Genomic DNA, 13,461 nt, shown 5'->3' with positions numbered 1-13,461 from the left:
AACGGTGAATAAGTGCTTTTCGTCAAGTGATCCTGACTTAGTATGCTCTTGCAAACACAACCGTGTGTTCTGCCTGTTCACCACAAGCCAGGCACGTATGCTTTTCTTCCGCAGGCTGGAACGGAATGTTCCGGCTTGTTGCACCTGTAACTTCTCTTACTTTATCTTCGCAAGCTTCTGAACCGCACCATCCGGCCAGTGTAAACCCACGTTTATTTTCCATCAGTTCTTTCATCTCATCGAGTGTATCCACGGAGTAGAAGTTATCCGACATAAATGTGCGAGCACGCTCTAACATATCTACCTGGATCTGTGTCAGCATAGCCTGGATTTCCTCTACCAGGTTCGCTTGTTCTACCACTTTCTTCTCACCTGTGATCCGTGATACGAGTACACAAACGCCATTTTCCATATCACGTGGACCAATCTCCAGACGAATCGGAACACCGCGCATCTCGTATTCATTGAATTTCCAACCTGGGCGAACATCGCTGCGATCATCCATTTTCACACGGACTCCAGCTTTTTTCAACTCAGTGAACAATTCATCTGCACGTCCAACAACAGCATCACGCGTTTTCGGAGGTCCAATTGGAATCATGACTACTTGTGTTGGTGCTACTTTAGGAGGAAGTACGAGACCACGGTCATCTCCATGAACCATAATTAATGCTCCGATCAAACGTGTGCTTACTCCCCATGAAGTAGTGTAAGCCAGCTCAAGCACATTATTCCGGCTAAGATACTGGATTTCAAATGCTTTTGCAAAGTTCGTCCCCATGTAGTGAGATGTACCTGCTTGTACAGCACGTCCATCCTTCATCATGGCTTCAATTGAGTACGTATCCACCGCACCTGCAAACTTCTCGGATTTGGTTTTCTGACCCACAATTACAGGAATAGCCAAGTATTCCTCAACCACTTCACGATAAATCTCCAGCATTTTCATCGTTTCTTCACGTGCTTCTTCTTCCGTCTCATGCGCTGTATGACCTTCCTGCCACAGGAACTCACTTGTGCGAAGGAAAGGCAACGTTCTTTTTTCCCAACGAACTACGTTAGCCCACTGGTTGATCAGTACCGGAAGATCCCGATAAGACTGAATCCACTTGGAATACATGTGACCAATAATCGTTTCGGATGTAGGACGGATTGCCAGACGTTCTTCCAGCTTCTCTCCGCCAGCTTCCGTAACCCATGGTAATTCAGGGTTAAAACCTTCCACGTGCTCTTTTTCCTTTTGAAAGAAGCTCTCAGGAATGAACATCGGGAAGTATGCGTTGCGATGACCCGTTTCCCGGAAACGACGATCCAACTCATCCTTAATATGTTCCCAGATTTCAAATCCGTCTGGTTTGAACACAATACAACCGCGTACGGGTGCATAGTCCATGAGATCAGCTTTTTTGATAACATCAATGTACCAGCGTGAGAAATCCTCACCCTGTGGTGTGATTTCAGTCACGAACTGTTTATCATTTTCCTTTGACATAAGACTCCAGCGTCCTCCCATAACGACTATCTCTGAATGTCCAGAGCGTAGTCCAACCGTAATTATCCGTTAATTAAACGTAATATATCATTGTAAGTTACTGCCAGCATCAACACAAACAACATCGCAAATCCGATGAAATGCACCATGCCTTCGCGATTGGGATCAACAGGTCTGCCGCGCAGCGCTTCAATTCCCAAAAATACCAGACGGCTGCCGTCCAGTGCAGGTATTGGTAGCAGGTTGAAAATCCCAAGGTACAGACTCAAAATTGCTGCCCATCTCGTTAACTGCTCAATCCCTTGTTTAGCAATTTGTCCTGTCACTTCAAATGTGCGAACTGGACCACCAATATCATCCATGTTGAATTGATTGATCAGATGTTTAAAACCTTCAAATATTATTTTGGTTGTATCAACCATGGCCACGCCTGAGACTTTAAATGTCTCTACAAATCCAACAGATCGGGTTGGTAACGTAGGTACAATTCCCACTTTACCGCCTTCTTGTCCTTCTACAGCACGTGGAGTAATCGTTATATTAAACGTATCCGAACCCCGGCGGAGCGTCCATTCCATCGGCTTGTCTTTGGAATCGGCAATCATCGACACCATTTTTTGTGAATCCGTACCAATTGCAGTACCATTGATGGTTTCGATAATATCGCCCTTTTGCAGGTTCGCCTCATAGGCTGCCCCACCTTCAAGCACTTCACCAATTACAAGATTTTTTGGATTTTCCACTGGAACTCCTGCCATCTGGGCATATACAGCAAACAGCACAAAGGCCAAGATAAAGTTCATGAGTGGGCCCGCAAAAATAGCCAATGCACGCTGTCCAACAGTTTTGCTGCCGAATTGACGATCTTTCGGTGCAATCTGCGTTTGTTTACCACGACTTACCAACATTGCTTGAGGATGAATACGATACTCCTGAATCTCTCCATCTACATCGAGTTGAAGCTTCAGCGCTCTCTCCATATCAATGGAGATGACTTCACCACGTATTACATTTTTACGGTTATCCAACTGATCCAGATAGATCATCTTCACCTGGTCATCCGCTGATCTTACCGCGATGGTCTGTCCTTCCTGGATCTCTACCAGTTCCGGATCTTCCCCTGCCATCCGTGCATATCCACCAAAAGGCAACAAACGCAATGTAAACTGGGTCTCGTTTCTTTTATATGAGAACAATTTGGGACCAAAACCGATCGCAAACTCCCGTACAAGAATACCGGCGCGTTTGGCAAAATAATAATGCCCCCATTCATGAACCGTCACGATGACAAAGAACATGAGCACCGTTAGAAATACCACTTGTATGGTTTCCAATCCCTATCCATCCTCCTTCACGGCACATACCGCAGTCTGTCCCTCTAGATTATCATTATTCTCTGATGCCGCACAAGAGAATCACTTCTTCCAATTTGTAATGAAAAAAGAGATTACAGACTGGCCGCAAGCTTACGGCTCTCCTGATCACAACGCGCGATCTCCTGCAGATCAGGCTCGTCCACATTGTGGTGTGCTTCCAGCACAGAAGCAATAATATCTTCTATTTTAAGGAATGAAATCTCTTTACGCAAGAAACGGGCTACAGCAACCTCGTTGGCTGCATTAAACGCCGTTGTTGCGGTTCCTCCCATTTTACCACACTCATACGCCATTCTTAAACACGGGAACCGTTCCATATCCATATCACGGAATTGTAATTTCCCAGCTTGAGCAAGAGACAGACGCTGTGCCGGTGATGGCAAGCGGTCAGGGTAAGTCAGTGCATATTGAATTGGAACTCGCATATCCGGATTCCCCAGTTGTGCGATGATGCTTGTGTCATCAAATTCCACATATGAATGAATAACACTCTCTGGGTGAAGCAATACATTAATCTGATCATATCGAAGACCAAATAACCAATGTGCTTCAATGACCTCAAGACCCTTGTTAACCATCGTTGCCGAGTCTATCGTGATTTTGGAGCCCATTGACCAATTTGGATGTTTAAGTGCATCCTCTATAGTCACGTTCTTCAACTGTTCACGGGTAAGATCACGGAATGATCCACCTGAAGCGGTGAGCGTGATGCCTGTCAGGCGTTCTCTGTTTTCACCATTTAAACATTGGAAGATCGCAGAGTGCTCACTATCAACGGGCAGTAAAGAGACTCCTTTGGCAGCCGCTCTTGTCGTAACGATATGCCCCGCTGTAACCAATGTCTCCTTATTGGCCAGTCCGATCTGTTTGCCTGCATCTATGGCAGCAAGCGTTGACTCCAATCCAACACTGCCCACCACCGCTGTAACAACCGTATGCGCATCGGTTCCTGCCGCAACTTCTACGAGTCCTTCGTTGCCATAAAATAGTTGCGTTCCTGCTGGCAAATGTGGAGCTATCTTCTCCGCCAGTTCTTTGGACCCCACTGATACTTTGTTCGGCCGGTAACGTTTGGTTTGTTCGATCAGCAGGTCTGTATTGCCTCCGGCAGCCAGTCCCTCCACTTGAAAGAGTTCTGGATGCATGTCAACTACATCCAGTGTCTGGGTTCCAATGGAACCGGTTGACCCAAGAATCGCAATTTTTTTCATGCTGCACCTCATCTTTAATTATCCAATGCCTACGGCGAACAATGCTGTTATCTCAGACTCATGTTCTTCTTTAGTAGGGCAGTAGCATTAGTATATGTACGAATGGAAAAACAACAATCCAGCTGTCGCACCGATCAAGAATGCCTCCATGCCCTGGGAGAAGACTGCCTGAATCCTTGATATTATATACACGTTTGTATGCAGACTGGATCAAGTCACCCATCTGACCTACAACTGCACAGGCAATTCCGATCACAATCGCTCTCTGCCAGGAAAGCAAACCATCTGATACTAATGCAAAAATAACAGAAGTAACAATTGCAATTACAATGCCACCCAGTGCACCCTCTATAGTCTTGTTTGGACTGATGGAAGGCCACAGTTTGTTTTTACCAATGAGTTTCCCTACAAAATAAGCTCCTGCATCACTGGCCCATATGGAGCCCAGCAACAGGAACGTCCAGAACAACCCATGATGCAGATGTCTGGATTCTGCAATGTAATAGAAACCGATCCCTATATACAACACGCCGAGGAAAAGCATGGCCACTGTATTCACGGGAACCTTATTTTTGGTGACAACCGAAGCTGTCATCAGTACTAGCATTACTATCCAGATGACCTGAAATAAGGATAGCGGTCTTGCCTCCCAAAGCATTTCCCAAGGAAACACAATGGCAAACACACCAGCATATCCAATCAGGGCTACACCTGAAAAAGGCATCACCCCGGTCATTTTAACAAATTCATAATAACCGATGAGAGCCATAAGCAATACCAAACCATGGTACCAGGGTCCGCCCAGCATGCAAAAACCTAAAAACAACACACCTGCTATGATTCCTGTCGTTAGTCGCTGTTTCAACGGCTTCATCCTCCATCTATTTCAAACCGCCGTAACGCCTTGTTCTGCGCTGATATTCGGCTACTGCTTCAAGCAAATGCTTTTTGCCAAATTCGGGCCAGTATATATCCGTAAACCATAATTCACTATATGCAAGCTGCCAAAGCATAAAGTTGCTTAATCTCAACTCTCCGCTCGTCCGGATCAGCAGATCCGGATCAGGCATGTCAACCGTCAGCATATGTCTATCAATGAGTTCAGGTGTTATATCCTCTGCCGATAGTTCCCCCGATTTCACCTGCAGAGCGATCTGTTTAACACAGTCCGTCATTTCACGACGACTTCCATAGTTCATTGCAAAATTCAAAACGAGACCTGTATTATGTTCCGTAAGACGAATGGCTTCCCGCAAGGCATTAATGGTATGAGAAGGTAAATGTTCCTCTTGACCCATCATGCGAATGCGCACATTTTTTTCTATAAGTTCATCCAGCTCTATAGCTAGAAATTCTTGCGGAAGTCGCATCAGAAAATCCACTTCTTCTTTTGGACGCGTCCAGTTTTCTGTCGAAAAAGCGTACATCGTCAGATATTTGATGCCCAGTTCATCCGCCGCGATGGTCGCACGTTTGACCGCCTTCATGCCATTTTGGTGCCCGGCTATACGCGGCAGCCCCAAACGTTTGGCCCATCGTCCATTGCCGTCCATGATGATGGCGACGTGCTGCGGGATATTGTCCTCGGATATAGTCAGCGTTTCCTGCTTGTCAGCCCCATTCCACCACGACCGAACCCGTTTGATCATTCCTGTTCCTCCAAAATCCCTGAAGTTTCTTTATCTGAAGCTTGGAAAAAGAGACAAAACCCCACCGTATTGGAGGGGCTGCGCTTGTCTTACACTTCCATGATTTCTTTTTCTTTGGCAGCGAGTACCTTATCGACTTCAGCAATGAACTTGTCGGTCGATTTTTGGATATCATCTTGATGTCTCCGGGATTCATCCTCAGAAATATCTGACTTTTCCAGTTTCTTGATGTCATCATTCGCATCACGGCGAATGTTACGAATCGCTACTTTACCTTCTTCACCGAACTTCTTCGTCAGCTTAACAAGTTCCGCTCTACGTTCTTCCGTCAATGCCGGAATAGACAAACGAATCATGCTACCATCATTGGCTGGAGTAAGACCCAGATCCGATTTCATGATGGCACGCTCGATGTCACTCATGGAGGATTTGTCCCAAGGCTGAATCATCAGTGTACGGGAATCCGGAGTACTGATATTAGCGAGTTGATTCAATGGCGTCATTGCTCCATAATACTCTACCTGAATTCGGTCCAGAAGAGCTGGAGTTGCGCGGCCTGCACGCAAAGTAGCCAGGTCACGACGCAATGCTTGAATTGCTTTTTCCATACGCTCTTCGGCATGTTGTTTAACCGCTTGTGGCATTAATCTACACTCCCTTTAACGATTGTTCCGATACGTTCGCCCAGAACAACACGTTTGATGTTACCTTGTTCCGTAATGGCAAATACGATCAACGGGATGTTGTTGTCCTTACAAAGCGAGGATGCCGTCGAATCCATTACACCAAGGTCTTTGTTAAGAATATCCATGTAAGTCAACTGATCAAATTTCACAGCTGTACTGTCCTTAAACGGATCTGCTGAGTATACACCATCAACTTTATTTTTGGCCATCAAGATAACTTCTGCTTCAATCTCCGCTGCGCGCAGTGCTGCTGTTGTATCCGTGGAAAAGAACGGGTTACCTGTACCTGCTGCAAAAATAACGACCCGGCCTTTCTCCAGATGGCGAATAGCTCTACGACGAATATAAGGCTCTGCAATCTGTTGCATTGCAATAGATGTCTGTACACGCGTAGGCACTTCAATCTGTTCCAAAGCATCTTGCAGTGCCAGCGAGTTCATTACTGTCGCCAGCATACCCATATAATCGGCAGTTGCACGATCGATGCCGTTTTCGCTACCGGCAATTCCACGCCAGATGTTTCCGCCGCCACATACAATAGCAACCTGTACACCAAGTGCAACAACCTCTTTTACCTGTTGGGCAATCGACGAGATCGTATCTGCATCAATACCGTAGCCGTTTTGACCGGAAAGAGACTCTCCGCTGACCTTTAAGACAACACGTTTAAATACTGGCTGTTCCAATTATTCACCCTCCACTTTGAATCGAACACGCTTGGTGTTCAACCAACAAAACTTCTCGCGCATGGCCTCCTGCTTAAAAAGAAAGGAACACAGTTGTGTTCCGCTCTTTTAGGAAAAACGTTTAACCGGTAAGGCACTGTTTTCCTGAGATATAAGGGAGTTTACGCTTCGAAGTTTCATCATTCTTATATCTTCGAAAATCAATTCTGCTCGCCGGTTTATAGAAACCGTCTTATTTGTTTACTTGGGACATAACTTCTTCTACGAAGTTGTCTACTTTTTTCTCAAGACCTTCACCCAGTTCGTAACGAACGAAACGACGGATGGAGATGTTTTCACCAATTTGGCTGATTTTTTCGTTCAGCAATTGAGAGATTGTTTTGTCTGGATCTTTAACAAAAGTTTGTTCCAGCAGGCAGTACTCTTCGTAGTATTTACCGATACGGCCTTCAACCATTTTTTCAATGATTTTCTCTGGTTTGCCTTCGTTAAGAGCTTGAGCTTTCAGGATTTCTTTTTCTTTTTCCAGCTCATCTGCAGGAACTTCTTCGCGTGTAACGAATTTAGGATTAGCTGCAGCGATTTGCATAGCTACATCTTTAACGAAATCCTTAAATTGATCCGTTTTACCAACGAAGTCTGTTTCACAGTTAACTTCAACCAAGACACCAATACGTCCACCAGCGTGGATGTAAGATTCCACAACGCCTTCAGTTGCTGCACGGCCTGCTTTGCTTGCTGCTGCAGAAAGACCTTTCTCACGCAACAATTCAGCTGCTTTTGTTACATCACCGTTTGCTTCTTCCAGTGCTTTTTTGCAATCGAGCATACCAGCGCCCGTTCTTTCGCGAAGTTCTTTTACTGCACTCGCATTAACTGCCATTATAAATTCCCTCCAACATTAAGTATTGTACGTACACTCTAAAAAAAGGGCAGTGAGAGGTTATCCACCTGCCAACCACCCTTTTCATTTAGTTTATAACATATGTTCGAATCTATTAAGCGGAAGTTTCTTCGCCTTGGTTAGCTTCGATTACAGCATCAGCCATTTTACCTGTCAGCAATTTAACAGCGCGGATCGCGTCGTCATTACCTGGGATAACATAATCGATCTCATCCGGATCGCAGTTAGTATCAACGATACCAACAATTGGGATACCCAATTTGCGAGCTTCCGCAACAGCGATACGCTCTTTGCGTGGATCGATGATGAACAGGGCGCTTGGCAGGCCTTTCATATTTTTAATACCGCCCAAGAATTTCTCCAGACGATCTTTTTCTTTGCGAAGCAAGATAACTTCTTTTTTAGGCAATACAGCGAATGTACCGTCTTCTTCCCAAGCTTCCAACTGTTTCAAACGATCAATACGTTTTTGAATAGTTTGGAAGTTAGTCAGGGTACCGCCAAGCCAGCGTTGGTTAATGTAAAATTGACCAGCACGTTCAGCTTCTTCTTTAACGGAATCTTGAGCTTGTTTCTTAGTACCCACGAAAAGAATTGTACCATTCTCTCCTGCGATTCCTTTAACGAAGTTGTAAGCCTCTTCGACTTTTTTCACCGTCTTTTGCAAGTCGATGATATAAATTCCGTTTCTTTCAGTGAAGATATAACGATCCATTTTTGGGTTCCAACGACGAGTTTGGTGACCGAAGTGTACCCCAGCTTCGAGAAGCTGCTTCATGGAGATTACTGCCATCTTCACACACCTCCTAATATGGTTTTTATTGTGTCCTCCGCCGGCATCATTTTTCGCCAAGACTCTCCATAAGGAAAGCACCCTCAACAAAATTAGCACATGCGTGTGTTTTAACACCGTTATCTAATATAGCATAACTGACTGTCCGATGCAACAGTCTTTGAAGCTAAAATCTACTTTTCATTTTTTGCTAGTATCGAATCATTTTAAACTTGATATGTAACTCATCACTAATTATTATCAAGCTTTGAAAATGTACCGTTTAATACGCAAAAACCGTCCTGTCCGAGCATGCTCAGTTTGACGGTTCTTTCGTGATTTTTGCGATAATGGATTTGAAACTTTCGCCTTTTTCAAGCGCATAGGTACCCACCTGGATTTTGGTATTGATTCGCTCAGCCTTGCCAGCCTTTATGAATGCTTGAGCATCATCTACGATTCCCGCAGTTTTTAGGTTTGCTGCAACGATCGCCAGACTGTTGCCTGAAAGTACTTTAAATGATACTGTTGCGCCTTTCGGATTGCTTGGCGTTACAGGTTCTGTTGTCTTCGGCTCAGTTATCTCTTTCTGCCCTTCACCTTCACTTGCAGCAGGCTCTTGTGGCTTCTCAGGCTCGGTAGGTGTTTCCGTAGAGGTAGCTGTCTCTGGCGGTGTTGCTGTACTCCCCTGCAACTCACTGCTCTCCTGCTTTTTCTTTGCCACCCACTCTGCTTCTGTGTATAGTTCCTCTTCAGAACCGACCAACTTCATATCCAAGGTTTTCGCGGCCGTTTCAAGCTGTTCTTTGGTCATATTGGCAGTCTGCTCGGGGTCCAGATTACTATCCGACAATGCATTTTGTCCAACTGTAGCCAGTTGAAGCAAAACCGCACCAATAATCATGCCGCTCCCCAGACCAATCCATAAGGATCGCTTGTCCATGACTTAGCTTTCCTCCCGTTCTGCCAGTTGCAGTATTAACTGTACCTCACCTCGCTGAATGCCTGTCTGCTTGGATATCGCATCCATCGACTTACCTTCAGCATGTAGATTAAAGAGTTCCGCATATCGATCTTTAATCGATTCACGCCCAGGCAAAGATTCGACTTCACTGGTCTGTTGGTCTGCTTCTAACGCCTGCTGGGCCGCCTCTGCTTGTACACTTTTCACGAGCGCTTGTGCCTGCAAACCTTCGGAAGATTGTACAGATACATTACCGGAGTGTGGAACAGGTGATGCGACAGCTTCATTCTTTCTGCTCTGTTCCAGCTGATCCAACCGCTGCTGTAATTCCTGAAGTTGCAATTGCATACGTTGATCGGCTGCTGTCGCTTCTCCCTTCATTTCAGCCACACGTTGAATAAGAGCATCATTATCATTTTCGATCTCGGTCATGTAGTGCTCAAGCGTAGATTCCATCTCCTGCACCAGTTGATGCCCAGGCTCTTGCGCCTTGTTTTTCCGAGGCATAATACAAGCGTAGGCGATGGCGCAGGCCCCTAATATGACAATAATGATCCATGGTGACAAATTGGGTTCTCTCCTTCTGATTCAACCATCGGTGCGCAAGACTGCATGTCCATAACAACCATTTATTATAAAGACAGATCTATGTGTTTTCCCTTGTACGGGTGCTCTGCAGGTTTGACAGTTTCTTGAGCCTGAGCAGTCTCCTGTCCATCGGAACCACTCTGCTGATCCCCATCATGGTTATGACCATCACGCACCGAAGTCTGTGAAGTTTCGTCCATTGCTTCACTTCGTTGCCTTGCTTCATTTGCTTCTTTCGACGTTTGCTCTGCCAAAAGATTCTGATCCGTAATCGGTCGCTGCTGGGCTTCACTTTGATAACGTCCCGCTTCACTTGTTCGTGGTACCGCAATCTGCAACTCCACTGCTTTGAAACTCATACGCTCACCTCACGGTTTCGAATGGATTTCTTCCTGTGCCTGAATGCTGTACTTAAACGTATGGAACCATCGTAATATCACCATCGTGATAATAAAATGAAATTCGACTCACTGGATCTTTAATAAATTTCGTGTATCTGCCGATAACTATTTTAGAGCCTCCATAAATCATCTTCAGAATATCAACACGAGCATTACTTGTATCTTCAAGTGCCTTTTCAATTTCAAAGATACGCATTTTCGTTTCTTCACTTATACGAAGAGCAGATTTCTGCGTAGCATTCAGTTTGATTCGCATCGACATCTTATCTGGAGTTAGTTGTCCAGCGGCAGCTAATTGATCCAGCAATGTCAAAGCTTTCTTCGTTTTGTCCAAGGAATCCATCTGCTCTCTGACTTCCTTGCGCAAATCATTGAGTTCGTTACGCAGCTTTGGTAGCACACCAACTTCAATGGAAGTGACCGTGGACATGCTGTTGCCCACAACACGCGCTGAGACGTTCTGACCAGCCTGGATCGAGCCACCAACAATAAGACCCTTGGTTCCCGCACAGATGACACCGTGGCCAGCACGAATATTGGAATGCATAATACTTTGGGAAACCAGAACATCTTCACCGGCATCTACGTTGCCTTCTTGAATGAAAGTACATTTAACATTATGGCCTGCTTGTACCAGTCCTTTGTTATAACCAATAATACCACCGGTAATTTCGATTGAGCCGCCTGCTTCCAGTTCAGCTCCTTCGACACCTCCGACCACACGAATGTCACCTGCTGCTTTTACTTTAAATCCGGTAAGTACATTGCCTCGTATGACAACTGTGCCTACAAAGTCGATATTACCGTTATTGTAGTCAACGTCACCATTGACTTCATAAACCGGAAACACATTCAATTTGTTACCGTCCGTTTTGGTAACCAGCCCATCCAGTGCAGCATACATCGCAGAACCATCTGGGTTAATCACAACGTTTTTCCCAACTTTAAACCGAGCTTCTTTTCCCGGACGATAAGGAATTTCCTCACCCGTTACTGCCCTGCCTGGTATGCCATCGCTAGGAGCGATCCGCTCTGCAATGATCTGACCACTACGGACATTGTTTAACCGGGTCACTTCTTTGTAATCGACAGTTCCATCTTCCGATTCCAGTGGTCGTCGTTCATTCGTATCGTCCATTCCAACCAGAACCTTGATGAAGCCATCTGTTCCTTGAATGGGAGCGACACCTTCTGCAATCTTATATTTATCTTTCAAATAGGTTTCAGGGTTGTTCACAAAAAGTAATAGTGCCTCTCGCGATACACCTTGTTTGATGCCCTTGTTTGCCACAAATTGTTCAAGTTCATCGATCGTGCAGGCAAAGCCTTCTTCCTCTTTGGAAAATTCAAGGTAGGCTGTGCATTTGTCGTCCGATAAAACAATGTTTAAACATTGTTCCAAAGCAGTCCGCTGTGTCACCGCAATTCTTCCCCCTTTTAGACTTTCCACTCCCCAAACTCCAATGATATTACTTCTCTCTATTAATCTTTACGCATCAACAAATCTTTCTGTTTGTCCAACGTGCCGCGTAATCGTAATATTGCCTTGGAATGTAACTGGGATATACGAGACGGAGAAAGAGACATAACCTCAGCAATTTCACTAAGAGAAAGATCTTCGTAATACAAGAGTGAAACAACCGTTCTCTCTTTTACCGTCAACTTGTCAAGCCCTTGCACCAAAGCTTCCTTCAAATAAAACTCATTCACTTTATAATCCGGATTTTTGGCTTTCTCATCCACCATCAAAGACAGACGAGTCTCAGACTCTTCCTCACGAATTGGGTCCTCCAGCGAGCAAAGTGACATGACTGCCACTTCCTGAAGCATATGTTGAAAATCTTTAGTGGATACGTCCAAGTACTCGCTCATTTCCTCATCACTAACAGACCTGAGATAACTTTGTTCCAGCTGTTGGTAGGCGTCTTCAATTCGCTTGGCCTTCTCACGCACAGAACGCGGAACCCAATCACCTTGACGCAGACCGTCAAGAATGGCTCCGCGGACCCTCCATGATGCATAAGTTTCAAATTGCAGACCACGTTCATAGTCGAACTTCTCCAATGCATCAATTAACCCCATAACGCCATTGCTCTCCAAGTCATCCTTGGGAACATTTTTGGGTAAACCAACAGCCAGTCGACCGGATACATAATTTACAATATGAAGATACTTTTCAATCAAAGTTTTCTTGGCTTCAAGATCTCCATGTTCTTTCCACTTTTCCCACAGATCAGAATGGTTCAAATGTGAAGCTTTACGCTCGTTCAATTACTTTCACCCTCCTTATTTGTCTGTCAGGTGACGAACGGCCTGCGCCAATTCCTCCGGATCCTTGGTCCGGACAAGTTTAGGCGGATCCAAAGGGGCGAATCCCGTTGGAGCTTTCGTCTCAGATGGCGGAAGATCGTCCCCAGATGAAGCGTTCTGTCCACTCTTGAGCAAATCATTCAGCTCTTGTCCATCGTCTTCGATTTTAATGTCCACCTGTGAACCTCTTTGATCTTGAGCACTTGATGAATCATAACCATACCCATTTCCCTCGATCTGAGGGTTCAGCAGCAATCCCAATCCCCAGCGTAAACCATATGCAAGGACAAACCAGGCTACGAATCCGATCAATCCGCGAATTAAACTGGTCATCAGCACATTGCTGCTGTACGCTACAAAAAAAGTAAGAATAAACCCAACGATGCCTGCTCCAAGATTAATGCGGTAGTTTCCTATCATAG

The 13,461-nt window shown here is 45.2% G+C and carries 15 protein-coding genes; all 15 read right to left on the bottom strand.

Annotation, left to right across the window (positions count from 1 at the left end):
* Window positions 1–37 precede the first annotated feature (37 nt).
* Window positions 38–1,492, bottom strand: a complete 1,455-nt coding sequence (proS, locus tag MHH92_RS11225) for a proline--tRNA ligase (protein WP_091031854.1) — start codon at window positions 1,490–1,492, stop codon at window positions 38–40.
* A 62-nt stretch (window positions 1,493–1,554) separates the two neighbouring features.
* Window positions 1,555–2,826 carry an RIP metalloprotease RseP gene (rseP, locus tag MHH92_RS11220; RefSeq protein ID WP_340903737.1) on the bottom strand — a complete coding sequence of 424 codons (1,272 nt, stop codon included), beginning with the start codon at window positions 2,824–2,826 and terminating at the stop codon, window positions 1,555–1,557.
* Between the two features lie 113 nt (window positions 2,827–2,939).
* Window positions 2,940–4,079: a 1-deoxy-D-xylulose-5-phosphate reductoisomerase gene (locus MHH92_RS11215; RefSeq protein ID WP_340903735.1), complete on the bottom strand. Its 1,140-nt coding sequence runs from the start codon at window positions 4,077–4,079 to the stop codon at window positions 2,940–2,942.
* A 70-nt stretch (window positions 4,080–4,149) separates the two neighbouring features.
* Window positions 4,150–4,944, bottom strand: a complete 795-nt coding sequence (locus MHH92_RS11210) for a phosphatidate cytidylyltransferase (RefSeq protein ID WP_100529403.1) — start codon at window positions 4,942–4,944, stop codon at window positions 4,150–4,152.
* A gap of 16 nt (window positions 4,945–4,960) precedes the next feature.
* Window positions 4,961–5,728 carry an isoprenyl transferase gene (locus MHH92_RS11205; protein WP_017689151.1) on the bottom strand — a complete coding sequence of 256 codons (768 nt, stop codon included), beginning with the start codon at window positions 5,726–5,728 and terminating at the stop codon, window positions 4,961–4,963.
* A gap of 89 nt (window positions 5,729–5,817) precedes the next feature.
* On the bottom strand, window positions 5,818–6,372 hold the full coding sequence (gene frr, locus MHH92_RS11200; RefSeq protein ID WP_036670384.1) for a ribosome recycling factor: 555 nt from the start codon (window positions 6,370–6,372) through the stop codon (window positions 5,818–5,820).
* Complete coding sequence (gene pyrH / locus MHH92_RS11195; RefSeq protein WP_017689153.1) at window positions 6,372–7,100, bottom strand: UMP kinase; 729 nt, start codon at window positions 7,098–7,100, stop codon at window positions 6,372–6,374. Before pyrH ends, frr begins: the two co-directional genes overlap by 1 nt.
* A gap of 232 nt (window positions 7,101–7,332) precedes the next feature.
* A complete protein-coding gene (gene tsf, locus MHH92_RS11190) occupies window positions 7,333–7,983 on the bottom strand; it encodes a translation elongation factor Ts (RefSeq protein ID WP_036609326.1) in 651 nt (216 codons plus the stop codon).
* A gap of 115 nt (window positions 7,984–8,098) precedes the next feature.
* Window positions 8,099–8,797: a 30S ribosomal protein S2 gene (gene rpsB, locus MHH92_RS11185; protein WP_047842496.1), complete on the bottom strand. Its 699-nt coding sequence runs from the start codon at window positions 8,795–8,797 to the stop codon at window positions 8,099–8,101.
* Between the two features lie 295 nt (window positions 8,798–9,092).
* Window positions 9,093–9,719 carry a hypothetical protein gene (locus tag MHH92_RS11180; protein ID WP_340903728.1) on the bottom strand — a complete coding sequence of 209 codons (627 nt, stop codon included), beginning with the start codon at window positions 9,717–9,719 and terminating at the stop codon, window positions 9,093–9,095.
* A gap of 3 nt (window positions 9,720–9,722) precedes the next feature.
* Entirely contained in the window at window positions 9,723–10,307 is a 585-nt protein-coding gene (locus tag MHH92_RS11175) for a hypothetical protein (RefSeq protein WP_340903727.1), read from the bottom strand.
* Window positions 10,308–10,372: 65 nt separating this feature from the next.
* On the bottom strand, window positions 10,373–10,687 hold the full coding sequence (locus MHH92_RS11170; RefSeq protein ID WP_036609332.1) for a hypothetical protein: 315 nt from the start codon (window positions 10,685–10,687) through the stop codon (window positions 10,373–10,375).
* 52 nt (window positions 10,688–10,739) lie between these two features.
* On the bottom strand, window positions 10,740–12,149 hold the full coding sequence (locus MHH92_RS11165; protein ID WP_076249810.1) for a DUF342 domain-containing protein: 1,410 nt from the start codon (window positions 12,147–12,149) through the stop codon (window positions 10,740–10,742).
* A gap of 62 nt (window positions 12,150–12,211) precedes the next feature.
* Entirely contained in the window at window positions 12,212–13,000 is a 789-nt protein-coding gene (locus MHH92_RS11160; protein WP_017689160.1) for a FliA/WhiG family RNA polymerase sigma factor, read from the bottom strand.
* Window positions 13,001–13,015: 15 nt separating this feature from the next.
* On the bottom strand, window positions 13,016–13,459 hold the full coding sequence (locus MHH92_RS11155; protein ID WP_253507499.1) for a hypothetical protein: 444 nt from the start codon (window positions 13,457–13,459) through the stop codon (window positions 13,016–13,018).
* Window positions 13,460–13,461 lie beyond the last annotated feature (2 nt).

Origin of the sequence: Paenibacillus sp. FSL M7-1414, assembly GCF_038003195.1 — a bacterium.
In the GTDB taxonomy this organism is placed as follows: domain Bacteria; phylum Bacillota; class Bacilli; order Paenibacillales; family Paenibacillaceae; genus Paenibacillus; species Paenibacillus amylolyticus.
This window is presented reverse-complemented; position numbering and strand designations above follow the sequence as displayed.